The organism is Gemmatimonadota bacterium (assembly GCA_009838845.1).
GTDB lineage: Bacteria > Latescibacterota > UBA2968 > UBA2968 > UBA2968 > VXRD01.
The window spans coordinates 1-26,370 of record VXRD01000077.1 but is presented as its reverse complement, the minus strand read 5'-3'; the positions used below and the strand labels follow the sequence as shown (position 1 = coordinate 26,370).

Sequence of the window (26,370 nt, the reverse complement as noted above, 5' to 3'; positions counted from 1 at the left end):
TAACCATCAACGGACAGACCGCGAACATATTGGACGTATCACTTATCGAAGGCACAAACACCATCACAGTAATAGTAACAGCCGAAGACGGCACCACCCAGGTGACCTATACCATCACAATTACCCGTGAAGCACCGATCCCACAGGTGACCATCTCGGCAGGCACCTCACCCATCACCGAAGGCACGGCTGCGACATTCACAATCACAGCAACCCCTGCGCCCACAACCGAACTCACCGTGAACGTGAACATCACCCAAACCGGCAATGTCATCAGCGGCACACCACCCTCAACCATCAACGCCAACCAGACCACCGCTACTCTCACAGTCGCAACAGACGACGACAATGTAGATGAAGAAGCCAGCGCAATAACCGCAGCACTACAAGCCGGAACAGACTACACAGTGGGCGACCCATCCTCTGCGAGCGTCACCGTGAACGACAACGACGCTGCCCCCAACAATCCAGCCACAGGCGCCCCAACAATCATCGGCACACCCGAAGCAGGTGAAACACTCACAGCCGATGTCTCTAACATCCGGGATGCCGACGGCCTCGAAAATGTCACCTATATCTATCAGTGGATCCGCGTAATCGGCGGTGTGGAAACCGAAATCTCAGGCGCCACAGGCACGACATACGAAGTCGCAACAGCCGACATTGGTTCCCAGATAAAAGTCCGGGTAAACTTCACCGATGATTTGGGCAACGCCGAAGAATTGGAAAGCGACTTGACAGCAATCGTCGTTGCCCCAGTAGTGCCAGTCTTGACAATCACAGCAAGTACCACAACCATCACCGAAGGCGCCGCTGCAACCTTCACAATCACAGTAACCCCTGCACCCACAGCCGAACTGACCGGCAACGTGAACATCAGTGAAACCGGCAACGTCATCAGCGGCACACCGTCCTCAACCATCACCATCAGCACCAACCAGACCACTCTAACCATCGCAACAGCCGACGACAATACAGATGAAGAAGCCAGCGCAATAACCGCAACACTACAAGCCGGAACAGGCTACACAACAGGCACACCATCCTCTGCGAGCATAACCGTCAACGACAACGACCTGCCCCCGAACTCCCCAGCCACAGGCGCCCCAACAATCACCGGCACACCGCAAGTAGGGCAAACACTAACCGCGGACGTCTCTAACATCCAGGATGCCAATGGCCTCACCAATGTATCGTACACCTATCAGTGGATCCGTCTGGTAGGCAGTTTGGAAACCGAAATCATCAACGCCACAGGTGTGACATACGAAGTCACAATAACCGACACAGATCGCCAGCTAAAAGTCCGGGTCAACTTCACCGACGACCTGGGCTATGCCGAAGAATTGGAAAGCGCATGGACAGCAGTTATTACACCAGAGGAACCTCGCGTGGTAAAATTAGACGGATGGCTGGCGCGATTTGGGCGAACCGCATCGAATCACGTAATCGAAACCGTGCGCGAACGCGTGAGGGGGCACATGGGCACCAACCACGTGGTGATTGGCGGATACAACCTGCATGAGACGAATTATAACGGACTATCCTACAATCCGGCATTGATACCGAGCGATTCCCCAATGAGATTTAGCATTGAGGCCGCGCAGAGTGCTCACGACAAAGAGATATTGAAGCAAATCATATCGAGTACATCATTTGCCCTATCTGGCACAATGGGACCGTACAGCGAACCTCGATGGGCAGTGTGGGGCCGGGGTGCAACAACGCGCTTTAGCGGCACCGACAACGATCAGACAGTAGAAGGCGACGTAACATCGGTCATGCTGGGCATCGACTATGGGGATAACAGTTTCCAGGGCGGGCTTGTCCTATCCTACACCATGGGCGATGGCATACTGGGCACCATCGCCAATACCCGCGACGAATGGTCAGTAGAGACAACGCTGACAGGTATCTACCCCTGGGCGCGCCTCGCATTGACAAACCGGTTCTCTGTATGGGGAATGCTGGGCTATGGCGGAGGCGATCTGCCCCTATCGCTCGAAGGCATCAAGAAATTAGAGACAGACGCAAACATGGTCATGGGAGCAATTGGGACCCGCACCGATTTGGTCGGATCGACCTATCATGACGGATTTACACTGACCCTGGCATCAGATGCAGTGCTATCGCGTGCGAATGCGGATGATCTGAGGGACTTGCTGGAAAACAAGGGCACTGCGAGCCGCGTACGCGTATTATTAGAGGGATCACACGTACTCTGGGCCGCCGGGGGATCACTGCAACCATTGGCCGAATTGGGAATGCGGTATGATGGCGGCGATGCAGACACGGGCATGGGGATAGAAATTGGTGCCGGGATGCGCTATGTACTGACCTCGCTGGGCCTGATGATTGAGGGTCGGGTGCGCGGCCTCATAGCACACCAGGAAGGCAATTATGAAGAATGGGGCGGTTCGGGCACAATCCGCCTGTCTCCAAATCCATCAGACGAAGGACTATCGCTTCGGATATCGCCAACATGGGGCGACGCATCTGGCAGCGCGCGTGCCCTGTGGTCGAGGCCCGACATGGGCGACATCGCATCTGGTCGCAACTCGGAAGTCTTCGCATCTAATCGCGTCTCCGCCGAAGTAGCTTATGGTGTGCCGTTAGGCGATAAATTAGTTGCAACGCCATTTGTCGGGCTACAAGACCGGCACAAACGGCTCGGCGTCGGCTTGCACAGAGGTTCGTTATTCGGCCTTGCGGTCGAAGGCATGCAACACAACCAGGACCTTGCCCTGCGGGTTCGCGCGGGCATGCACACGCAACACATCATCCTCCGCCTTGAAGGCAGCCTCGATAAATATGGTCACCACGCCTACTTCAGGCTACACCACGATATGAAGTAAGAAGTTAGAAGTTAGAAGTTAGAAGACCCCGCTCCACCACCCTAAAGCTGGTGCCTCATCCTACTTCACACTTCCTACTTCACACTTCACACTTTTTTTATGACTCTCAAAACCCTGAACCAAATCCTCTCCAAATTCCAAAACCTCGCCATCCTCGTCATCGGCGACTACTTCCTCGACCGCTATCTCATCACGGACCCCGACCTCGCCGAAACATCCATCGAAACCGGCCTTGAAGCGCGCCAAATCGTCGCCATTCGCAACCAGCCCGGCGCAGCCGGCACCATCACCTCCAACCTCTGCGCCCTCGGCATTGGACACATCTATGCCCTGGGCATAATCGGTCGCGACGGTCAGGGCTATGACCTCAAACAGGGACTGCGCGCCACGGGTGTAGATATCACCCACCTCATCGAAACACCCGACCGCTTTACCCCGACTTATACCAAACCCATAAACAAAAAAACAGGCGCTGAAATGGAACGCCTGGACATAAAAAATCGAACGCCTTTACCCCTCGACCTCGAAAACCAACTCATTAAAACCCTGCGCCATCTCCTCCCCAAAGTAGATGGCGTCATAGCCCTCGACCAGGTGCAAGAAGCCAACTGCGGCGTACTCACAGATCGCGTCGTCGCCGAACTCGCAAGTCTCTCCAAAACCCATCCCAACACCGTCTGCTTTGCCGACTCCCGCACCCGCATCACCAACTTCAAAAATGTCATCCTCAAAGCCAACCGCGACGAAGCCATACACGCCATTGGAGAACGCGACCTCAACCAATGTGCCCGCATCTTTTCCCAGCGCACCGGCAAACCCGTCTTCATCACCCTTGGGCCCGACGGCATTCTCGTTGCCAACGACGAAAACCTCACGCATATTCCCGGTATAAAAATTCCGCCTCCCATCGATATAGTTGGCGCAGGTGACAGCGTCTCGGCATCTGTGGTCTCCGCCCTTTGTGCTGGCGCATCACTATCCGATGCCGCCCAAATAGGCGTATTGGCCTCATCCATCACCATACAACAAATCGGCACAACCGGCACAGCCTCACCCGAACAAATCGTAAAAACAGCCCGACGCGAACTATAGATCCTAATAAAGAATGGAATCCTATCCATGAACCGCATTATTTCTCTACTACCCAGCAGCACCGAAATCATCTGTGCCATCGGTGGTGGCGAACGCCTTGTCGGCCGTTCCCACGAATGCGATTACCCGCCCATCGTCGCCAACTTGCCCATCTGCACAGCCCCCAAATTCGACCCGGACGGCACCTCGTATCAAATTGACCAGCGGGTCAAAGCCATCTTGCAAGAAGCCACCTCGGTATATCGGGTAGATGCCGACCAGCTCGACGAATTGGCACCGGATTTGTTGGTAACACAATCGCAGTGCGACGTCTGCGCCGTCAGCCTTAAAGACGTCCAGGAAGCAGCCTGCCAATTGGTGCATTCTCAGCCGACCATTCTATCACTGGAACCCAACGCCTTAACTGATGTCTGGCGCGACATTGAGCGGGTGGGAACCGCGCTTGGAATGGAAGATAATAGTGGTACTCTCGTGACTCAACTAAAGAACCGACTACACAAAATTGCAACCCGCGTCCGCGAGATAGACTACCGTCCACGCGTGGCCTGCATTGAGTGGTTCGAACCGCTCATGGCTGCGGGCAATTGGATCCCCGAACTGGTGGAAATCTCCGGCGGTCAAAACCTCTTTACCTCGTCAGGAGATCATTCTCCCTATCTATCGTGGGAGGCCATAGTGGAAGCCCAGCCGGATATCATCATCCTGATGCCCTGCGGTTTTACTATGCCCCGTTCGCGAAACGAGTTGCCAGCTCTCACCCGGCAAACAGCGTGGTCCCAGCTACGAGCTGTACAGCAGGGTCAGGTATTCTTCACCGATGGCAACCAATTTTTCAACCGTCCGGGACCGCGCCTGGTGGAATCGGCTGAAATCCTCGCCGAGATTTTCCATCCCCAGTACTTTGGTTGTACACACGAACACATAGGATGGGAGCGATGGAAAACGGATAAAAGCATCTCGCCTGAAAGGAACCCCCATGTCTGACAAACCCAACTTCATCGTATTCATGAGTGACGATCAGGGACACCGCGACCTCTCCTGCATGGGCGCGACCGACTTCCAAACCCCCAACTTTGACCGCATCGCATCTCGGGGTGCCAAACTCACCCGGTGGTATTCCAATGCCCCCATCTGCTCCGCCGGACGCTGCGGCATACTCACCGGGCGCTATCCCATTGCCGCGGGCATTCCCGGCAACGTAGGCGTAGATGCCGACGGCCTTTCACCGGACTTGCCCACCATACCCAAAGCACTCAAAAAACTGGGCTATCAAACTTACATGTCGGGCAAATGGCACCTGGGCAACCGCGAACCCTTCTTGCCGCACAACCACGGCTTTGACCACTGGTTTGGCTTCACCAACGGCTGTATCGACTACTACTCGCACATCTTCTACTGGGCACTATCTTCGAAAAACCAGGCGCGGCACGACCTCTGGGAAGACGGCAGAGAAGTGTATCACAACGGCACCTACTTCGTCGATCTCATGCGCGACAAAGCCATCGAATACATCCAAAAAGCCAAAAACGATGGCCGCCCCTTCTTCATGTACATCCCCTTCAACACCCCGCACTATCCCCTGCACGCGCCAGAAGAATACATGGAACGCTATGCACACCTATCTCGCTCGCGACAACTCATGACCGCCATGCTCACCGTCATGGACGACGCCATCGGCAAAATCCTCGACGAACTCGAGCGACTGGACCTCTTTGACAACACCAGCATCTTCTTTCAACCCGACCACGGACCCTCGCGCGAACCGCGCAACTGGACCGACGGCACAGACCTCCCCTATCCCGGCGGCGACACAGGGGGCCTGCGCGGACACAAAGGCACCCTCTGGGAAGGCGGCATTCGCGTCCCCACCCTCATGAGTTGGCCCGCGCGCGTACAGGGCGGAAAAACCATCGACGAAATCGGCATCGGCATGGACATCTTCCCCACCATCCTCACCGCAGCAGGTGGCGACCCCGAACAATACAACCTCGACGGCACGGACATACTCCCAATGATCGCCGACAATGCCCCTTCACCGCACGGCGACCTCTTCTGGACACAAGGACCCAAAGGCAACACCCGTGTGATTCAAAGCGACCGCTACAAACTCCTCCTCGACCAAAACGAAATACACCTCGCCAACCTCAACACCGACCCCAACGAAACCACCAACATCGCAGGCGACGAACCCGACCTCACCAACGACCTCCTCACCCGCCTCAACGCCTGGCATGCTTCTGTAACGTAATAACAGTCAAAACCTTCTGGATCGCGGCTTAAACCATGCCGCGATGACAATCGGCCGCTCGTCACGCCTGCATGCTTTAAGCAGGCGTCCAGTTTTTCTCACTTCACACTTCCTACTTCACACTTCTATCCTCTCCCACCCTTCACACTCCACACCGAACCCGACGTATAAGTATTGCGCTCAGAACACAAAAACTCAATCACCTCAGCCACCTCCTCCGGATCCGAATACCGCCCCATCGGCTGACCCGGAGGATTGGCAATATACTCGGGCGAAAACCTCGGCACCACCATATCCGTCAACGCCCGCCCCGGTTCCACGCCATTGACAAACACACCCTGTTTGCAATACGCATTGCCCAGCGCGCTTACAAATGAATACACAGCCCCCTTCGACACCGAATACGGCACCTGATTCGGACTGCCATTTCGCGCACCCGAAGTAATCGTCACACAGCGCCCCCAACTCCCTTCCAGCATATGGGGAATTGCAGCCTGGTGAAAATGATAAACCCCGTACACATTGATACGCATCACCTTATCAAACTGCGCCACGGGTTGCTCAAAAAACGGCTTCTCCCATCCCAAAGTACCCGCACAACACACCAGAATATCCAGCCGCCCAAAACGCGCAACCGCTTGTGCCACACACGCCTGAACAGCAGCCTCATCCGTCACATCAGTCTCCACAAACAACGCCTGCTGTCCCAATGCCTCAATCTTTTCAACGATCTCCGCCCCCTCTCTTGCCAGAACATCGGCAATAACAACATCCCGGCCCTCCTCTGCAATCCGAACCGCCGTTGCCCCACCAATACCCCGCGCGCCCCCTGTAACAAGCGCAACCCGCCGTTCCTTCTCCGCTGCAAAACGCAAATTCGACATCTTACCCTCCTCGTATTCTATTGCCCATTATCGTCTCATCGTTTAATATAATCCAAGTTGTGACCAATTCCATACCTGAATACAAGGAGCATATCCATGAAAATCGACCAGGTCGAACACTTCCTGCTCGGCAACAGCTATGTCGTCCGCCTCACCACCGACACCGGCATCTCCGGCATCGGGACATCTGCTTGCTGGGGCTATCCCGAAGCCATCCAATCCATAGCCAAAGTCTTCAAAGAATACCTCATCGGACAAAACCCCATGCGCATTGAACACCACTGGCAGCACCTCTACCGCATGGCACCCTTTCGCGGCACCGCGCTCTGCGGCGCAGTCAGCGCAATGGACATCGCCCTGTACGACATCAAAGGCAAACACTTTCAAGTCCCGGTCTGGGAACTCCTCGGCGGCAACTGCCGCGACAAAATTCGCCTGCACCTGCTCGCGGGCGGACCCACACCCGAACAAATGTATAAAAACGCAAAAGCCGCCGTCGCCGAAGGCTTCACCGCCATCAAATTTGATCCCATCACAGCCGGATACCAGAACCAGGCCCAATCGCGCATCATACAAAACGCCGTCGAAATCGTCGCCGCTGCCCGCGAAGGTGCCGGACCCGATGTGGATCTCATCGTCGAAGTCCACCGCAAACTCACCCCAATGGTCGCCGTAGCCCTGGGCGAAGCCCTCATCCCCTATCACCTCTACTTCATGGAAGACCCCATCCAGATAGACACCATCACCACCCAGGCAGAAATCGCCAAACGCATCCCCGTACCCCTGGGCAATGGCGAGCGCTTCACCTCAATATGGGAATTTCGCGAACTCCTCGAACACGGCGGACCCCAATACGTGCGCCCGGACATCGCCCTGGCAGGAGGCCTGACCCACTGCAAAAAAATCGCCGCCATTGCCGAATCCTATCACTGCGCGGTCGTCACCCACAACTTTCTCAGCCCCCTGGGCACAGCCGCATCCCTTCACCTCGACGCCAGCATCCCCAACTTCATCACCCAGGAATACTCCAAAAACGACGAAAGCGAACGCAACGCCGTGTACAAATGCGCGCACAAACGCGAAGGCGGCTATATCCCCCTTCCCGAAGCCCCTGGCCTTGGCGTTGAACTCGACGACGCCAAAATCCCCGACACGCCCTTTGCCCCCTTAACCAAAGTCAATACACCGAGACGAGAGGACGGATCAATCGCGTATGCGGTGTAATGAGACGTGAGATGTAACCACCGATAACCACAGATTAAAAGTGCATCCAAAATCGTGGAAAATAACCTTTCACTCTTTTGGAGCACAACATGAACAATCCCGAAGAAGTTGAATTTCAATTCAGTACTCAGAAATTTGAAGAAGAATGGGTCGGAAAAGCCCTCAAAAATTTTCAAGAAGACGGCTGGTTTTCAGGCGTTCTCTATCGCGTCAAAGGTGGCAAAGAAGCGCAGGTCTATTGTTGCAAAGCATCTCCTGGTATGGGGGTGGACCTCATTGCCGCCAAAATTTATCGTCTCCGCCGCAACCGCGCGATGAAAAATTACGCCCAATACCAGCAAGGCCGACACATCACCTCCGACAAACGCTACCTTCGCGCTCTCAAAAAGAAAACCCGCACCGGTAAAGCCGTAGAAGATCGCGCCTGGCTCAAACACGAATTTCGCACCATGCAAATGCTCTACCATGCAGGTGCCGATGTGCCGCAACCCTTCGAACTGTCTGGCAATACCATCCTCATGGAATTCATTGGCAATGCACGAGTAGCTGCTCCCCTGCTTCGGGAAGTGCGGCTCGACCCTACCGAAGCCAAACCTCTATTTGACCGCTGTATTGAAAATATCGAAATCTTCCTCTCCTGCGATAGCATCCATGGTGACTTATCGGCCTTTAACATCCTCTACTGGAATGGGGCCATTACCGTCATCGACTTTCCGCAAGCTGTTGACCCCTTCGACAATCCCAGTGCTTTTTCTCTCCTCGTCCGCGATGTCGAACGCGTGTGTCAATACTTCTCACGCTACGGCATTCAATCCAGACCCGTGGACATCGCCGCCGATCTGTGGCGTCGTTACCTGCAACGAGAGTTATAACCCAATAAGACTTCCAAAAAGAATGCCACAACGTTTGGGATTACCCACAAGAAATCATCTGGCAAATTCCTCTTCTCTATATATATTTTATATGCCAACTCAAATTGACCCTAATCCCTCGCGCAAGCACAACCAATCTACCAACGCCACTCTATGTTTACGTCCAAAACCGATTACAAAACCGCCATCCTCAATGCGGTATCAAACCCCGAAACCTTTCTCAGGCTTATCCTGAGCCATCCGCGTCGTGGCACAACCTGTAACAAAATCACCGTCCGCATGGTCCAGATCAAAAACGCGCCCCACCTCCAGATCGCGCGATATAGCCGCACGCAAGACATCACGGAAAACATCCCACTGACCGACGCGAACACCGCGCTCGACGAACTACTCGCCTTGCCCTTCGCACAAATCCACGTACAAAATAGTCACGAAGACCTCCACATTCGCATCACAAAAAAAGGCCGCGCACTATTCAAACGCGCAAAACCCTCGCGTCCAAATATCCAACCCACTCTCTCGCACAACCGCGTCAAACACCACCCCCTATCCGACAACCGCCCCGACGCCTTTCTCCAGGGCCTCGGCATCATGGACCGCACCGGGCGCGTCCGCGCATCCATGCGCGACAAATTCAAACAAATCAACGCCTTTCTCCACCACTTACAACCCGTCATACCAGCGTCGAAACGCCCCCTCACCCTCATAGACTGCGGCTGCGGCAACGCGTATCTCACATTCGCAGCGTATCACTACCTGAACAACATCCAGAACATCCCCGCGCGACTCATCGGCATTGATCACAACCCATCCCTCATCGCCAAATGTCGCACCCTCGCCAATGACCTCGGCTGGACAGACATCGCCTTTCGCGAATCCAGCATCGCCGACTTCACACCCCAAACACCGCCCGACATCGTCTTTAGCCTGCACGCCTGCGACACCGCAACCGACGACGCCATTGCCCGCGCCGTACAGTGGAACAGCCCCGCCATCCTCGCAGCGCCCTGCTGCCAGCACGAACTGCGCCCACAACTCGACGCATCTGTCTTCGCACCCGTAATGGCACACGGCATCCTCAAAGGGCGCACCGCCGACATCCTCACCGACGCCTGCCGCGCACAAATCCTGCGCATACTGGGCTATCGCACCGAACTCATAGAATTCATCGACTCCAAACACACGCCTAAAAACATCCTCATCCGCGCAAAAAAAACCTCCCGAACAAGTGATCCAACCCTCGTTCAAGAGTATTGCACCATGCGCGACTTCTGGCACATCAAACCCAGCCTCGAGCGACTGCTCGCCCGCGAACTCGCGCCCCTCTTATCCTGACTTTCCAAATTGGAGAACCCACATGAAACACCTTATCCTGATCTGTATCTTGAGCTTCGTACATCACCCCGCATTTGCACAGGACGGAAAAGCCCTGTACGCGACACATTGCGCGCAGTGTCACGGACCCGACCTGAGAGGGGGCAATGCACCGAGCATGGTCGATGGCATCTGGAAATACGGAGACGGACGCGGCTATCGCATCCGCAACATCAAAAACGGACTCACCGAACTCGGCATGCCCGGCTATGAAAAACAGCTCACAAACAGACAAATCGCGATGATCGTGGATTTTATCGAACAACAAGAAAAAGAAGTGGGTCAACCCAAACCCCCGCCACCCGACTTTGTACAAACACTCGACTACGACATAAATGTCGATATCTGGGTACAGGACCTGCAAATCCCCTGGGGAATCGACTTTATCGACCCACAAACAGCACTCATTACCGAACGTCCGGGCATGCTGCGAATGGTAAAAAACGGACAACTCCTCGACCCCGTTGCGGGAACACCCCAGGTGGTTCACGAAGGACAGGGCGGATTAATGGACGTAGCAATAGACCCCAATTACCCTGAAAACGGCTGGATCTACCTCGCCTACAGCCATGAAATCGCCCACATTGAAGGACAACGCCGATCCCCTGCAATGACCCGCATCGTACGCGGTCACATCAGGGACAACACCTATGTCAACCAACAAGTAATCTACGAAGCCCCGCATGAAACCTATCTCACAACCCGGCATCACTACGGCACCCGCATCGTATTCGACGCAAACGGGTACCTCTACTTTGCAATAGGAGACCGGGGTGTGCAAAACCAGGCACAGGTCTTGACCCGGCCAAACGGCAAAGTCCACCGCATCCACACAGACGGACGCATCCCCAAAGACAATCCCTTTGTGAGTCAGGAAGGCGCCCTCAAAACCATCTATTCCTATGGCCACCGCAATCCCCAGGGCATGGCAGTCAACCCGGTCACAGGAAAAATATGGGACGGCGAACACGGACCAATGGGCGGTGACGAACTCAACGTCGTCGCCAGAGGAAAAAACTACGGATGGCCTGAAATCACCTACGGCCTCAACTACAACGGCACAATCGTATCCGATCGCACGCACCAACCCGAAATGGAACAACCAACCCTCTACTGGCGACCATCAATCGCCATCTGCGGCATCAATTTTTACCAGGGCAACATGTTCCCCAAATGGCAAAACAAATTGCTCGTCGCATCCTTAAAGTACGAAGATGTGCGAGTCCTCTCCGTTAACGGAGACCGCGTCCTGCACGAAGAAGTAATCCTGAAAAACGCGGGACGGGTGCGCGAAGCTATATCCGGACCAGACGGCGCCGTGTACGTAGTCCTCAACCAGCCCGATATAATTTTGCGCTTAACGCTAAATGCAGAGAGATAGATCTATTCAGGAGCACTGCATCTCATGGCACTCGCGCAACCCGTAAACAACACCGAAGCCCTGCCCAATCGCGACCGCGTAACCGCGCGCTGTGTCTTGCTGGGGTTGGGACTCGTCATAAGCGTGAACACCTGGCCCATCTACGGGCTATATGTCATCCACATCAACCAGATGGTATTCAGCTACATGGCGATGGCACTCATGATCCCATTTGTAGTGCTATCCCTGGGGCTGAACGTACTCCTGCGAAAATTCTGGCCCCGCGCCGCGTTTTCTCCCCTCGAAATGGCCATCGTCTTCTCCATGGGGCTGGTGGGCGCATTATTTCCCCTCATGAATTTCACCGGCCTGATCATGGGGCATCTCGCAACCCCCCATTATTTTGCCTCCGCGCAAAATCGGTGGTCCGAATTTCTGCACCCGCATTTACCGCACTGGTTATTCCCCACAGATGAAAACGGGGCCATGCGCCTCTTCTTCGAAGGCCTGCCGCCCGGCCATGCAATACCATGGGAAGTCTGGATCGTCCCCCTATTCTGGTGGTTTGCATTTGCGGGCGCAATCATCTGGACCTGCTTGTGCATCGCCGTAATTTTGCGACGACAGTGGTCCGAACACGAAAAACTGCCATTTCCCGCGGCACAGGTCGCGTTGGAACTCGTACGAGAAGAAAGCAAAAAAATATGGCCCCCCCTCGTAGGACGCCCGGCATTCTGGATCGGCATGGCAATTCCACTCACCGTAATATGCTGGAATATCTTGTCGTATTTCATGCCCGACTTCCCCAAAATACCAATCACCCGAGCAGGCGACGGCGTCACATTTTTGCACATCAGCCGATATATTCCAGATCGGTACTTCTATATCGGAATACAATTCTTTATCGCGGGATTTGCCTACTGGACCAGCCTGGAAGTACTATTCTCAATCTGGTTTTTTTATCTACTCGTCGTAGCCGAAGTCTATACCTTTAACCGCATCGGATACACCATTGGAACACCCGGCTTGTGGTCCTCAACACACGCCGCCAATGCGTGGCAGGCATTTGGCGCACTCGCCTGTATGCTGTGCCTGGGATTGTGGATGGGACGCGAACACCTCAAAGGCGTCTGGCACGCCATCAGAGGACGAAAAAAATCGGACGACGCCGAAGAACTCATGTCCTACCGCACAGCCGGCATAGGTGGCCTGGCCGGATTGTTATTCATCATCGGATGGCTACACACCGCGGGCATGGCCTGGTACGTAATCATACCCTTCTTAATCGGCATGGGAATATTATATGTCGGCATAGCCCGCGTTATTGCCGAAAGCGGACTGGTGTATTTGCGCGGCTCCATGATGCCCCCAACCTTTGCCCTCTACACCCTCGGTTCGGCGAATATCCCGGCCACAAGCATGGCAAATTTTGCGTTCTCCTTCGCGTATTTTACAGACGCCAAAAGCCTCGCCATGGCCAGCATGGCCCATTGCTCGTGGATCACAGCAGCCATAAAAGGACGCAAACGCATGGTCGCGATTGCCCTCGTATTAGCCGGCATAGCAGCCGCCATCTCATCAGTCGCATTCACACTGTATCTGGGCTATGAAACAGGCGCATATAACTTCAGAGCATTTGAATTTCGCACGCACCCGCGGATCTTTGACTACTGGATCCGACAGATGCAAACCTTTAACCCACCCGACTGGAAGCGAATAGGCTTTTTCGGCTTTGGCGCAGCCGGAATGGCGCTATTGACATTCTTGCGGTATCGCGTATCCTGGTGGCCCTTGCACCCGGTTGGATTCGCCATCATGGAAACCCAGGCCGTGCGGGGAACGATCTTCACCATCTTTCTCGTATGGCTGTGCAAATTGCTCATCTTGCAAATCGGCGGCATCGCATTATACCGCAAAGGCCAGCCCTTATTTCTCGGTATCCTCGTCGGGTTCATCCTCGGCGTGGCAATCTCGGCAACAGTAGATACAATCTGGTTCCCGGGCAGCGGACACTCGGTTCACCATTGGTAAAATGAAATGAAAGACCCCAACACTCACAAACCCTCATCCCTCAGCCAGGCCTATCGCAGTGTAGGCCCCTATTTAACCCTGGGCATACAACTCATCGTCACAATATTGGCATGTGTATTTGCGGGACATTGGGCAGATGGCAAATTTGACACCGCGCCCCTGTGGACCTTAATCGGTGGCCTGATAGGCATTGCCGCGGGCTTTTACCACTTCTTCAAAGCCGTCTTAAAAATAGACCGCAACTCGGAGGAAGATACGTGAGGTCTTTTGTCAAACAAATTGCCGTCGTCTTGTCGGCATTCTGGATCCTCGGAGGATACCCGCTCTACCTGTGGCAGGGAACAGATGTACTCATTGCCGCAGGGGTTGGTTGTGCGATTTGCACCCTGAATGCACTCGCCGGGGCCTATCTCGCAATATGGGGCATGCGCCGGGATAACCGCACATTTATGACCGTCGTATTCGGCGGAATGGGGATTCGCCTAATTATTGTACTCATTTTCTTTTTTGTCGCACTAAAATTAGTTAAACTTCACGTTTTTAGCTTGACTCTTTCACTATTTTTATTTTACGTAGTATTTCAGATTTTAGAGATTCGGTTCTTCGTCGGGCGCCCGCCCGACAAAGCCAATAATTCAGGAGTCTGACGGATGGCAGCACAGGCAGAGGAGCAAAGCAGCGGCAGTTTCATCCTCGAGCATATCACAGACCATCACGAGCTACATCTCGGTCCACTCCATATCCCTTTACCCCATATTGAGCTTTTTGGCGTTGATATGTCCATTACGGGCCACCTGGTCATGATGTGGGTCGCCTCGCTATTACTCATTCTCACCCTCATTATTTCCACAAAACGACGCGGACTCATACCCTCGGGCTTTGCCAATGCGATTGAAGCCATCGCCATATTTATCCGCGACGACGTCGCCGTGCCCAACCTGGGAGAGCGGGACGGGCCGAAATACATGCCGTTTTTAATGACGGTCTTTTTCTTTATCCTCTTCTGCAATCTATTGGGATTAATACCCTTTGGACAAACCGCAACCGGCAATATCAATGTAACAGCCACGCTGGCGGGCATCTCGTTTGCAATGATGCTCGGAGCCGGGATCAAACACAACGGCCTGTTCGGCTTTTTCAAAGGCTTGATCCCCCCCAATTTGCCAATTGCACTGTTGCCGCTCATGATCCCGCTGGAATTTCTGGGCCTCTTGACCAAACCATTTGCACTGTGCATTCGTCTCTTTGCCAATATGCTGGCCGGTCACGTCGTAATATTGTCTCTGATCGGCATCATTTTTATTCTCGGTTATTTTGTCGCCCCCATTGCCATTGCTTTTGCATTGGCAATGTACATGTTGGAAATTTTCATAGGTTTTCTTCAAGCTTATGTATTCACGCTCCTGACCGCCCTGTTCGTGGGCCTGTGTATTCATCAGGAGCACTGATCGTATCAACTCACAAGGAGGAGTACTGTGGAAGGTCTTGGCGCTGAAGCTTACGGTTATCTGTCCGCTGGTATTGGTGCTGGGTTGGCCGCACTGGGTGCTGGCGTGGGCATCGGTCAAATCGGTCGAGGTGCAGTAGAAGGCATCTCTCGTCAGCCCGAAGCCATTGGCGATATTCGATCAACGATGATCATTGCTGCAGCACTGGTCGAAGGTGTGGCATTGTTCGGCGTGGTCATCTGCGTATTGTTGGTGTTTAAGTAAAATAAATCGCGCGAACCAAACGCGGTGAAAGAGAGACATAACAATGGATTTGTTGAGTCCAAACCCCGGCTTGATCATCTGGACGCTCATCACATTTGTGCTCGTATTGCTCGTCTTGAAAAAATTTGTTTGGGGACCGTTATTATCGGCACTCGACCAGCGAGAAACGCGCATCCGCGAAGCACTCGAGCAAGCCGATAAAGCGCGTGCCGAAGCTGAAAGGTCCGCCGAAGAGAACAAACAGGCACTTGTACAGGCGCAGGCAGAAGCTCAAGCTGCAATTAACAAAGCGCGCGAAGACGCCGAACAAGTCGCTCGAGACGTGCAGGAACGCGCCGAAGCCGACGCCCAACAGCTTCTCGAACAAGCGCGGCGCACCATACAACAAGAGCGCAATCAGGCCCTCCAGACATTGCGTCAGCAAACAGCCGAACTGGCGATTCTCGCTGCGGGACAATTGCTGGAGGAAAATTTGGACGACGAGCACAACAAAAAAATCGTAGATGATTTCATCAACCGCATGCCAGAACATTCCTGAGTTCGGAGTTTTTTGTGAGCCAATCCGCCGTTTCCATCCGATACACCAGCGCATTGATCGATGCCGCGCAAGACAGCGGGGTATTGGATCGGGTTGAAGCCGATGTGCAGGCATTATTGGACCTATTGCACGCCTCGGAAGACCTGCGGGGATTTGTCGCAGACCCGATGATGCGATCTGAACAAAAGCGCGCGGTATTGAACAATATGCTCGCCGGAAAAATCGAGGACATAACCCTCAGATTTTTGCTGCTGCTCTGCGACAATCGCCGCGAGCGCGTACTGCCCGAGATATTGTCGGATTTCCTATCCGTATTGGAAGACCGGCGCGGTCAGGCCACAGCGCAGGTAACGGTTGCTGCGCCCCTGTCCTCTGAGCAGGAAACGCAATTAATTGCAAAACTCTCGACCTATTCTGGCAAGCAAGTGCGATTGGAAACCACAATAGACGAACAATTAAAGGCCGGGTTTGTGGTGCGGCTCGGCGACCGTGTATTTGATGGCACACTGGCGACGCAACTCAATCGGTTGCGACAACGCCTCGTGTCTGATTAAAAGAAGGCAGGCAAAACATGGCGACGAATTTGCAGATTCGCCCCGACGAAATTTCGGCACTGCTCAAACAGCAAATCCTGGATTCCAGGACTGAAATAGACGTCTATGAAAGCGGCACCGTACAGCAGGTGGGCGATGGCGTGGCCCGCGTGCAGGGGCTGGGCAATGTGCAGACCAGTGAACTGGTCGAATTTCCCAACGGCATTATGGGGATGGCACTCAACCTCGAAGAAGACAACGTGGGCTGTGTGCTATTTGGCGATGACACATTGATCCGCGAAGGCGACGAGGCCAAACGCACCGGACGCATTGCCGAAGTGCCCGTGGGCGAAGCCCTCCTGGGCCGCGTGGTAAACCCACTCGGCATGCCAATAGACGGCAAAGGCCCAATCAACCCCGAAGCAACACTCCCCATTGAACGCAAGGCACCCGGCGTCATCGAGCGACAGCCCGTAACCGAAGCCCTGATGACCGGATTAAAAGTAATCGACTCAACCGTGCCAATCGGGCGGGGGCAGCGCGAACTGATCATCGGCGACCGGCAAACGGGCAAAACGGCGATTGGCGTCGATACCATCATCAACCAGAAAGACAGCGACGTAAAGTGCATCTATGTCGCCATTGGACAGAAGGCTTCGACAGTCGCCAAAGTCGTGGCCGAACTGGAAGCCAATGGCGCAATGGAATACACCATTGTCGTATCGGCCACAGCCAGTGAACCCGCCCCACTTCAATTCCTATCACCCTATTCGGGTTGCTCAATGGGCGAGTATTTCCGCGACAAGGGCGAACACGCGCTGATTATTTACGACGATTTGTCCAAACAGGCGTGGGCTTACCGCGAAATGTCCCTGGTATTGCGCCGCCCGCCGGGCCGCGAAGCCTATCCCGGCGACGTATTTTATTTGCATTCGCGCCTGCTCGAGCGCGCCGCCAAAATGAGCGACGAACAGGGCGCAGGTTCGCTCACCGCATTGCCCGTCATTGAAATTCTGGAAGGCGATGTCTCCACCTTTGTGCCCACAAATGTGATATCGATTACCGACGGACAAATCCTGCTCAAACCCGAGTTGTTCTACGCGGGTATCCGCCCCGCCATGGACGTGGGCGCATCCGTATCGCGCGTGGGCAGTTCGGCACAGACGAGCGCGATGAAAGCCGTTGCCAGAACCATCAAAGCCGACATCTCGCGCTACAACGAAGTCAAAGCCTTTGCGATGTTCGGCACAGAAGGCCTGGATGCCTCAACTCAGAATTTGCTGAACCACGGCGAAAAATTAATCGAAATCCTCAAACAAGATCAGTATTCCCCGATGTCGCTGGAAGAACTCACCGTGGCACTTTTTGCCGCCAATCTGGCCGATGATCTGCCCACTGAAGACGTGCGGCGCTTTGAGCGAGAATTGCTGGCGCACATAGGCCACAGTGAGTTGATGGAAGAAATCCGCGAAAGCGAAGACTTGAGCGACGAAAATGCCGAAAAGCTCACAGAAATAATTGAGAATTTTAAGCGCGGCTTCCGCGTATCGGTATAAGAGAACAAAGGACCGGATGTGGCAACCTTAAGACAACTGAGAACGCGCGTTGCAAGCATCACAAATATCCAGAGCGTAACCAACGCCATGCAACTCGTGGCTGCGGCTCGCATGCGACGGGCACAAGAAGCCATTGCGGCTGCGCGGCCCTATGCACAGCAACTCGATCGCGTTTTACAGCGACTCAGCAGCATGGAATCGCTTTCACATCCGCTGATGACAGAACGCCCGATCAACCGCACAGCGCTCATTGTCTTGACCTCTGATCGCGGCTTGTGCGGCAGTTTTAACACCAACTCCTGCCGCCATGCGTTCAATGACATGTCCCCCGATGACGGCATAATAGCAGTGGGGCGCAAAGGACGTAGTTTTTTCAGAAACCGCAATTGCGATATACTCAATGACTATGAAGATGTGTTTCGCGACCTGTCCTTTGCCTCGGCTATAACAATCGCCGAAGACGCGGTAAACCGGTTTTTATCGGGAGAAGTCGATCGCGTGATGCTCATTTACAATGCCTTTGTCTCAGTCGCACAACAACAACCCGTATCAGAACAATTGTTGCCCATTGCACCCAGCGAAGGCGAAGCAGCAGGTGTTTATTTATTCGAACCATCGCCGGAAGTATTGTTGGAGACACTGGTCCCACGTCATGTAAATTTTCAGGTATGGCGTGCCCTGTTGGAATCCAACGCCGGTGAGCAAGCCGCGCGGATGCGTGCAATGGACAATGCGACCAAAAACGCGGGTGACGTAATCGAAGAACTAACCCGCGAAATGAACAAAGAACGTCAGTCGTCAATTACACTGGAACTGATGGATATTATCGGCGGCGCCGAAGCCGTTGCCCAGTAGTGGAGAGGCCAATTATGAACCAGGGTATGATCAAAGAAATCGTGGGCGTTGTCATCGATGTGGCATTTGAAGGCGACCTGCCCCCCATATACAATGCGTTAGAAGTCGAAGGTACGGATCCCCGTCTGGTGCTCGAAGTGCAGCAACACCTGGGAGAAAACATGGTGCGCTGTGTTGCAATGGATTCCACAGACGGACTGGTGCGCGGCACCGCAGTAGTGGATACGGGCGGACCAATCACAGTGCCCGTAGGTGAAAATGTCTTGGGACGCTTGTTCAACGTCATTGGCGACCCCATAGACGGCAAGGGCCCGGTACCCAATGACACGCCGCGACTGCCCCTGCACCGCGATCCTCCCGAACACGAAGAGCAAGTGACATCCGACCAACTGCTCGAAACCGGCATCAAAGTGATGGACCTGATCTGCCCGTTTGCCCGCGGCGGTAAACTGGGATTGTTCGGCGGCGCGGGCGTAGGCAAAACCGTGGTCTTAAAAGAACTCATCAACAACGTGGCATCGGGACACGGCGGATACTCCGTATTTGCTGGCGTGGGCGAGCGCACGCGCGAAGGCAATGACCTGATGCTCGAAATGATCGAAGCCGACGTAATCGACAAAACCGCCATGGTCTTTGGCCAGATGAACGAACCACCCGGCGCACGCCAGCGCGTGGCACTGACCGGATTGACAATGGCAGAGAACTTCCGCGATGAACACGGCCAGGACGTATTGCTATTCATCGACAACATCTTCCGCTTTATTCTCGCCGGCGCAGAAGTATCCGCACTATTGGGCCGCATGCCATCGGCCGTGGGATATCAGCCGACCCTGGCAACCGAAATGGGCGGCTTGCAGGAGCGCATCACCACCACGCAAACGGGATCCATTACATCTGTCCAGGCCATCTATGTCCCCGCCGACGACTACACCGACCCCGGCGTGGTCACGGCATTTTCGCACCTCGACGGACGCATCGTGCTCGACCGCGCCCTCGCCGACCAGGTACTGTATCCCGCAGTGGATCCGCTGGCATCTTCATCGCGCATCCTCGACCCCCGCATCGTAGGCGACGAACACTACAATGTGACACAACAGGTACAGCAAATCCTGCAGCGATACCGCGACCTGCGCGAAATCATCGCCATTCTGGGCATCGACGAATTATCAGACGAAGACCGCATCGTCGTAGCACGCGCGCGCCGCATCCAGCTATTCCTGACACAGCCCTTTACAGTGGGCGAAGTATTTACCGGCGTACCCGGAGAATACGTAAACATAGAAGACACCGTACGCGGTTTTAAAGAACTCGTCGAAGGCGTACACGACGACCTGCCCGAACAGGCATTTTACATGATCGGACCCATTGAGCAAGCAGTTGAAAAAGCAAAAACGCTTTAACAAAAATGGCCACTTTTCAATTAGACATCGTAACACCCGAAAAAACCGTATATTCCGGCGAAATTGAACATTTTCAAGCACCGGGCGTTGACGGCAGCTTTGGCGTACTGGCGCGCCACCAACCCATGCTGGCTGCACTCGGCATCGGTCGGGTCGGCTTCCGAGAAGCAGACGGCACCGAGCGCACCCTCGCCATCAGCGGTGGCTTCGCCAATGTATCGGGTGATGGTGCAACAATCCTCGCAGAAGCAGCCGAATTTGGCGACGAAATCGACACAGAACGCGCCCGCGCCGCACGAGACCGCGCCCAAGAGCGACTGGACAATCGCACGCCAGACGTAGATGTAGAACGCGCACAAAATGCACTGGCACGGTCGTTTATGCGACTGCGTGTATCTGGAACCGAGTAATATTTCTATAAATAGAAATGAAAAAGCACGCTCTGTTTAGAGCGTGCTTTTTTTTCACAGGATGATTATTTTTTGACTATAAATCCCAAACCTATACATCCACGGCGATTGAAAGGATAAAAATTAAACATGCCTGATATTGCGCGACACGTACTCGTAACAGGTGCTGCGGGATTTATTGGATTTCACCTCTCCAGACGACTGCTCGAAATGGGTCATTCGGTAGTCGGATTGGACAATGTAAACGACTATTACAACACCCAACTCAAAGAAGACCGCCTATCTATCCTGAAGCGTGAAAGCGGATTCAAATTTATCCGCATGCACCTCGAGGACGACGCGGGGATAGCAAACCTCTTCCGCGCAGAGAACTTTTCTCATGTCATCAATCTCGCAGGTCAGGCGGGTATGCCTTACAGCCTGAGAAATCCCCAGGCCTTTGTCAAAAGCAATGTCCTGGGCTTCCTCAACATCCTGGAAGGATGTCGCCATTGCGGTATCGAACATCTAATCTATGCATCCTCCAGTTCTGTTTATGGCTTGAACACCACCACACCCGCTAACATCCACCAAAACGTCGATCATCCGATCAGCCTGTACGCCGCGACAAAAAAATCAGATGAACTGATGGCGCATGTGTATAGCCATCTATACGGCATTCCGACGACAGGGTTGCGATTCTTTTCCGTGTATGGACCCTGGGGACGTCCGGATGGGGTCGCCTACCTGTGGACCAGCGCCATCCTGGAAAATCGACCGGTCAAAGTCTATAATCACGGAAAAATGCGTCGCAGTTTTACGTACGTCAGCGACATAGTCGAAGGAGTCACTCGCGTCTTGTCAAATCCCTCATCGCCAGATCCCAAATGGACGGGACAATGTCCCGATCCGGGATCGAGTTCCAGCCCTTATCGGATTTACAATATCGGCAATCCCAACGTCATAGAACTGGAGTACTATCTTTCCCTATTAGAGGATTTATTGGACAAAAAAGCGATCCGAGAAGACTTGCCCATACGGCCTGGGGACTTCCCGGATAGTGCAGCAGATGTATCGGACCTGATGCGAGATGTGGGCTACAATCCCTCAACGCCCATAGAAACAGGACTTGCAAATTTTGTCGCGTGGTACAGGGAGTATCATAACATCAAGTAAATCGGAGAAACACAAACGAGAAAGCACGCTCTGTTCAGGGCGTGCTTTTTTTGGCTATATCACTCATGTCCTCTTACTTCTCAAACACCTTTAGTTCTACATCCAGATTATAGAGATGGTGTTCAGGTTCCGTCAACCTGGTCAACTTTTCGTAGTCTATGGTGGCAACATGATCAATCCTGAACTCCTCCACACGACACAGCTATGCGGTCTGCTTTCTCAGATTGGCGATCGCTTCTTGATTATAGTCGGAGGCATACGTTTGCTTTGATGGGTGAAGTATGCCTTTTCTTTTTATTTTTTATTCTACAAAATAAGCATATCATGTAATGCCCCGCAACTCAAGACAAAATGTAGCCGTCCTGATGAGACCAGAATCTCGAGGTGGTACGATGAACACTCAAAGCGAGCACAGAGACCAAACCCTCACAGCACTTGAAGAGGCGGCAAGCCATTACAAAGCGATCCTGGAAACCACCGTTGACGCGATTATCACGATTGACAGTCAGGGAATTGTACAAACATTCAATTCTGCTGCCGAGAAGATATTCGGCTATCAGGCTGAGGAAGTCATCGGAAACAATGTCAAGATGCTGATGCCCGCGCCTTACCGCAGTGAACACGATAGCTATATCGGTAGATATCTCAAAACCGGCGTACCCAAAATTATCGGAATAGGGCGTCAAGTGACTGGCCTGCGTAAAGATGGAACTGAATTTCCAATGGATCTGGCTGTCAGTGAGGTCCCCTTAAAAGACAAACGATTATTTGCTGGCATTATCCGCGACATGACAGAGCGCATACTGTTGGAGGAGCAATTGGTGCAATCAACCAAACTCGCAGCCGTGGGTAGATTGATTAGCGGGATTGCACATGAGGTGAACAACCCCGTGAGCATTATCAAACTCCATATCACCAGTGTGATGCAAAATATCGAAAGTCAAAAATTGCCAGAGGACCTGATCGAGACGCTGAAGATCATTCAACGCCAGAACAATAAGGTCGGGCAGATCATATCGGGGCTACAGGCTTTTTCCAGACAGGGATCTTTCAGCCCCGAATGGATCGATGTCAACCAGACCGTGCATACTGCCTTGAGACTGGTAGAAAATACGCTGCAAAATCAGGACATTGTGTATCAGGTCGAATTGGAAGACAGTTTGCCCAAAGTGTTTTTGGATCCCATACGCATTGAGCAGGTGTTGTTGAATCTGTTTAACAATGCGATTGAAGCGATGCCCGGTGGTGGTATTTTGACCATATCAACGACACTGGAGACAGACCAGACAGATGAAGATTGGGTGGTGGTCCGGATAAGAGATACAGGCACGGGCATTGAGGAAGAACATCTCAGCCATCTATTTGATCCTTTTTTTACAACCAAAGAAGTGGGTGAAGGAACCGGCCTGGGTCTTTCGGTCAGTTATGGTTTAATTCAAGAGCACGGAGGCCGAATTGAGGTGAGCAGTCAACCGGGCAAAGGCAGTGAGTTCCAGATTTATCTTCCCGTAACGGAGTAAGAAACATGGACAAAGAGAAAATCCTCGTAATAGATGACGAGCCGGATATGTTGCGCGGTTGTCAGAAGTTTCTGGAGGCAGCGGGGTACGCTGTTGTCGTGACAGAGTCAGGTGAGACAGGAATCGCGTTATTCGAGACTGAAAACCCCGATCTGGTCATAGTGGATTTGAAAATGCCCAGGGTAGATGGTATGGCTGTACTTCAAAACATTATGGCACGCGATCAAGAGGCTATTGTGATCGTCTTTACCGGATATGGAACCATTGAGAGTGCAGTGAAAGCGATCAGAGCAGGCGCATTCGACTTTGTTCGTAAACCATTTGATCCAGATGCATTTTTAATCGTAATAGAACGGGCATTGAAACTGCGGCGTGTGAGGTTGGAGAACAGTGCTCTCAAGCAAATGCTGGATACGCGATTCCGGTTTGAAAACATCATCGGGAACAGTGAAGCAATCACGCAGGTCTTTGATCTGATGCGGAAAATCAGTGACATAGATGCCAATGTCCTGATCACAGGGGAGAGCGGAACAGGAAAAGAACTGGTGGCGCAGTGTATTCACGCAAATAGCAAGCGCAGCCATAAGCCGTTTGTGCCCCTCAACTGCGGGGGCTTGCCAGAGCCTCTCATTGAAAGTGAGATATTTGGTCATACAAAGGGGGCATTCACAGATGCGAAACAGAACCGCGTCGGGTTAATCGAACACGCTAAGGGCGGGACATTTTTTCTCGATGAAATCGGAGAATTGCCCATGCCCCTTCAGGTGAAGTTCTTGCGCGTTCTGGAAGATCACAAAATTCGCAGGCTGGGAAGCAATCAGGAGATAGAAATCGACATTCGTCTCATCTCGGCGACCAATCAGAATATCGAGGCATTGATTGGAGAGGGCAGGTTTCGAGAAGATTTATTTTATCGACTTAACACCTTTGAGATTCACCTGCCACCTCTGAGGGAACGGCATGGAGATATTCAACTTCTTGCCCATCACTTTTTGAACGACTTTGCCGAGACCTCTGAAAAAGCGGTTCAAGGTATTTCAACTGAGGCGATGGATGTATTATGTGAATATACCTATCCGGGCAATGTCCGAGAATTGATGCATGTGATGGAGCGAGCCGTTGCCCTGTCAGAAGAAGGTCGTGAAATTACACCTGATATGTTCCCAGAGCCTATTGGGAGTAGCCTGGGAATAGAGACACAGACTAAAGGCCATTTAAAAGCGAGGATCGCAGTGTTTGAAAAACATATAATCCAGGATGTGCTCAAGAAACACGCAGGCAATATCACGCATGCGGCTAAAGAATTGGGGCTGACCCGCGATGGTCTAATAAAAAAGATGGCGCGCCTGAAGATGCGTTAGCAAATTGGACGTGACCTTGTGAGGTGTATAATTTTTTCGTGGTTTCTTTTACAAGCATATAAAAAATTATACACTTCGCAGAAAGCGACAACTTATAGCACCTGAAACATAACAATTTTATCTCTTTATTTTTCAAGCACTTGAGCGTTTTCAAGTGCTTTTTTTTGCGTTAGATAATTTATGGTACGCATCTTGCTTCATATTCAGATAAACTCAGTAAACGCTGTATCCTCAACCAAAGGAGAGTTGAAGATGACTGAGAATAAATGGAAAACCGATGTGTGCAACCCTGTGTATTGTTCAATCGGCTTGCTTTTCATTCTGTGTCTGTTCTCTGTCCCATTGGCATGGGGGGATTATCAGAATGGTAGGGAGGCATATAACCGAAAGGACTACGCAACAGCACTGGAGGAATTGCGATCTCTCGCCGAGCAAGGCCATGCTGGCGCGCAGTATGTCATCGGCTATATGTATTACAAAGGTCAAGGCGCGAAGAAAAATGGTGCGGAGGCTGTGAAATGGCTCCGCAAGGCTGCCGATCAAGGAAATGTCAAAGCGCAATTACGCCTTGGCATGATGTTTCGCATGGGGTCGAGCGTGTCGAAAAACTATGCGGAGGCGCAGACGTGGCTTCGCAAAGCGACCGAGCAAGGGGATGGCAAAGCAGGGTACAATCTTGGTTTGATGTATTACAGAGGCGAGGGGGTGGATAAAGATGAAGCAGAGGGGTTAAAGTGGTTTCGCAAGGCTGCCGAAGCAGGCTATGTCAATGCTCAACTCGCACTTGGTGGCATGTATTTGAAAGGCCAGAGCGTTGCCAAAGACGATGCAGAAGCCGTGAAATGGTTTCGCATGGCCGCTGAGCAAGGCCATGCCATGTCTCAGTTTGCTCTTGCCGACATGTATTCCAGAGGTAAGGTCGTTGCAAAAAACTATACAAAAGCCGTGAAGTGGCTTTGCAAGGCCGCCGCAGGTGGAAATGCTCATGCCCAATTCGCCCTGGGCAGATTCTATGTTACGGGTGTAGCTGAGCTCGGCGTGTCGAAAGATATCGTGGAGGCGCACAAATGGTTGAGCCTATCTGCGGCACAGGACCATGAGAAGGCACGCGAAAAACGCGATGAGATTGCCCAACTGATGACCCCTGAGCAACTTGCCGAAGCCGAGCGCCGGGCGCACGAATGGGAATGGAAGCAAATTGAGAAAGTGCAAAGTAGGCAGGCTGGAAGATAGGCTGTTTGTTCTTCAAGTTTGCAGTGCAGGTCCAATATGATCAGGCGGCTAAAGAATTGGGGTTGTCCCGCGATGGTTTAATAAAAAAGATGGGACGTCTGGAGATGCGTTAGCAAATTGGACGTGACCTTGTGAGGTGTATAATTTTTTCGTGGTT

The 26,370-nt window shown here is 52.9% G+C and carries 24 protein-coding genes; 23 read left to right on the top strand and 1 reads right to left on the bottom strand.

From position 1 onward, the window contains the following. The first annotated feature begins 29 nt into the window (after nucleotides 1-29). From F4Y39_10115 to F4Y39_10100, 4 genes are all read left to right on the top strand, one after another. On the top strand, nucleotides 30-2,855 hold the full coding sequence (locus tag F4Y39_10115) for a hypothetical protein (protein MYC14067.1): 2,826 nt from the start codon (nucleotides 30-32) through the stop codon (nucleotides 2,853-2,855). A 99-nt stretch (nucleotides 2,856-2,954) separates the two neighbouring features. Then, nucleotides 2,955-3,947, top strand: a complete 993-nt coding sequence (locus F4Y39_10110; protein ID MYC14066.1) for a carbohydrate kinase — start codon at nucleotides 2,955-2,957, stop codon at nucleotides 3,945-3,947. Between the two features lie 27 nt (nucleotides 3,948-3,974). Beyond that, nucleotides 3,975-4,931 (top strand): cobalamin-binding protein, encoded by a 957-nt coding sequence (locus F4Y39_10105; protein MYC14065.1) that lies wholly within the window; start codon nucleotides 3,975-3,977, stop codon nucleotides 4,929-4,931. Then, nucleotides 4,924-6,195 carry a sulfatase-like hydrolase/transferase gene (locus tag F4Y39_10100; GenBank protein ID MYC14064.1) on the top strand — a complete coding sequence of 424 codons (1,272 nt, stop codon included), beginning with the start codon at nucleotides 4,924-4,926 and terminating at the stop codon, nucleotides 6,193-6,195. Before F4Y39_10105 ends, F4Y39_10100 begins: the two co-directional genes overlap by 8 nt. A 125-nt stretch (nucleotides 6,196-6,320) precedes the next feature. On the opposite strand, the gene F4Y39_10095 is transcribed toward F4Y39_10100, so the two are convergent. Next, nucleotides 6,321-7,079, bottom strand: coding sequence for an SDR family oxidoreductase (locus F4Y39_10095; protein MYC14063.1), 759 nt, complete (start codon nucleotides 7,077-7,079; stop codon nucleotides 6,321-6,323). Nucleotides 7,080-7,175: 96 nt separating this feature from the next. Between F4Y39_10095 and F4Y39_10090 the strand changes: the two genes are divergently transcribed. The 19 genes from F4Y39_10090 to F4Y39_10000 all read left to right on the top strand — a co-directional run bounded on the left by F4Y39_10090 (nucleotide 7,176) and on the right by F4Y39_10000 (nucleotide 26,213). Then, nucleotides 7,176-8,303 (top strand): mandelate racemase/muconate lactonizing enzyme family protein, encoded by a 1,128-nt coding sequence (locus F4Y39_10090; protein ID MYC14062.1) that lies wholly within the window; start codon nucleotides 7,176-7,178, stop codon nucleotides 8,301-8,303. An 89-nt stretch (nucleotides 8,304-8,392) separates the two neighbouring features. Continuing rightward, nucleotides 8,393-9,175 (top strand): hypothetical protein, encoded by a 783-nt coding sequence (locus tag F4Y39_10085; protein MYC14061.1) that lies wholly within the window; start codon nucleotides 8,393-8,395, stop codon nucleotides 9,173-9,175. 153 nt (nucleotides 9,176-9,328) lie between these two features. Continuing rightward, on the top strand, nucleotides 9,329-10,510 hold the full coding sequence (locus F4Y39_10080) for an SAM-dependent methyltransferase (GenBank protein ID MYC14060.1): 1,182 nt from the start codon (nucleotides 9,329-9,331) through the stop codon (nucleotides 10,508-10,510). Nucleotides 10,511-10,532: 22 nt separating this feature from the next. After that, nucleotides 10,533-11,930 (top strand): c-type cytochrome, encoded by a 1,398-nt coding sequence (locus F4Y39_10075; GenBank protein ID MYC14059.1) that lies wholly within the window; start codon nucleotides 10,533-10,535, stop codon nucleotides 11,928-11,930. A gap of 24 nt (nucleotides 11,931-11,954) precedes the next feature. Next, a complete protein-coding gene (locus F4Y39_10070; protein ID MYC14058.1) occupies nucleotides 11,955-13,940 on the top strand; it encodes a hypothetical protein in 1,986 nt (661 codons plus the stop codon). Between the two features lie 6 nt (nucleotides 13,941-13,946). Next, nucleotides 13,947-14,201, top strand: coding sequence for an AtpZ/AtpI family protein (locus tag F4Y39_10065; protein MYC14057.1), 255 nt, complete (start codon nucleotides 13,947-13,949; stop codon nucleotides 14,199-14,201). Further along, the gene (locus tag F4Y39_10060) at nucleotides 14,102-14,587 is read left to right on the top strand and encodes an ATP synthase subunit I (protein MYC14056.1); all 486 of its coding nucleotides are present in this window, start codon (nucleotides 14,102-14,104) and stop codon (nucleotides 14,585-14,587) included. The genes F4Y39_10065 and F4Y39_10060 overlap by 100 nt, the downstream gene beginning before the upstream one ends. Nucleotides 14,588-14,590: 3 nt before the next feature. Next, nucleotides 14,591-15,388, top strand: a complete 798-nt coding sequence (atpB, locus tag F4Y39_10055) for a F0F1 ATP synthase subunit A (GenBank protein ID MYC14055.1) — start codon at nucleotides 14,591-14,593, stop codon at nucleotides 15,386-15,388. 27 nt (nucleotides 15,389-15,415) lie between these two features. Beyond that, nucleotides 15,416-15,652 (top strand): ATP synthase F0 subunit C, encoded by a 237-nt coding sequence (gene atpE / locus F4Y39_10050; protein ID MYC14054.1) that lies wholly within the window; start codon nucleotides 15,416-15,418, stop codon nucleotides 15,650-15,652. 43 nt (nucleotides 15,653-15,695) lie between these two features. Next, on the top strand, nucleotides 15,696-16,190 hold the full coding sequence (gene atpF / locus F4Y39_10045) for a F0F1 ATP synthase subunit B (protein MYC14053.1): 495 nt from the start codon (nucleotides 15,696-15,698) through the stop codon (nucleotides 16,188-16,190). Further along, nucleotides 16,187-16,744: an ATP synthase F1 subunit delta gene (gene atpH / locus F4Y39_10040; GenBank protein MYC14052.1), complete on the top strand. Its 558-nt coding sequence runs from the start codon at nucleotides 16,187-16,189 to the stop codon at nucleotides 16,742-16,744. Before atpF ends, atpH begins: the two co-directional genes overlap by 4 nt. A 29-nt stretch (nucleotides 16,745-16,773) precedes the next feature. Continuing rightward, entirely contained in the window at nucleotides 16,774-18,279 is a 1,506-nt protein-coding gene (locus F4Y39_10035) for a F0F1 ATP synthase subunit alpha (protein MYC14051.1), read from the top strand. Nucleotides 18,280-18,297: 18 nt separating this feature from the next. Further along, nucleotides 18,298-19,134, top strand: a complete 837-nt coding sequence (gene atpG / locus F4Y39_10030; GenBank protein MYC14050.1) for an ATP synthase F1 subunit gamma — start codon at nucleotides 18,298-18,300, stop codon at nucleotides 19,132-19,134. Between the two features lie 14 nt (nucleotides 19,135-19,148). Further along, nucleotides 19,149-20,534 carry a F0F1 ATP synthase subunit beta gene (atpD, locus tag F4Y39_10025; GenBank protein MYC14049.1) on the top strand — a complete coding sequence of 462 codons (1,386 nt, stop codon included), beginning with the start codon at nucleotides 19,149-19,151 and terminating at the stop codon, nucleotides 20,532-20,534. Nucleotides 20,535-20,539: 5 nt separating this feature from the next. Continuing rightward, nucleotides 20,540-20,944 (top strand): F0F1 ATP synthase subunit epsilon, encoded by a 405-nt coding sequence (locus tag F4Y39_10020; GenBank protein MYC14048.1) that lies wholly within the window; start codon nucleotides 20,540-20,542, stop codon nucleotides 20,942-20,944. 129 nt (nucleotides 20,945-21,073) lie between these two features. Continuing rightward, a complete protein-coding gene (locus tag F4Y39_10015; GenBank protein ID MYC14047.1) occupies nucleotides 21,074-22,099 on the top strand; it encodes an NAD-dependent epimerase/dehydratase family protein in 1,026 nt (341 codons plus the stop codon). 329 nt (nucleotides 22,100-22,428) lie between these two features. Then, the gene (locus F4Y39_10010) at nucleotides 22,429-23,619 is read left to right on the top strand and encodes a PAS domain S-box protein (protein ID MYC14046.1); all 1,191 of its coding nucleotides are present in this window, start codon (nucleotides 22,429-22,431) and stop codon (nucleotides 23,617-23,619) included. Nucleotides 23,620-23,624: 5 nt separating this feature from the next. Then, entirely contained in the window at nucleotides 23,625-24,980 is a 1,356-nt protein-coding gene (locus tag F4Y39_10005) for a sigma-54-dependent Fis family transcriptional regulator (GenBank protein ID MYC14045.1), read from the top strand. A gap of 180 nt (nucleotides 24,981-25,160) precedes the next feature. Further along, nucleotides 25,161-26,213 (top strand): sel1 repeat family protein, encoded by a 1,053-nt coding sequence (locus F4Y39_10000; protein ID MYC14044.1) that lies wholly within the window; start codon nucleotides 25,161-25,163, stop codon nucleotides 26,211-26,213. Nucleotides 26,214-26,370: the final 157 nt, after the last annotated feature.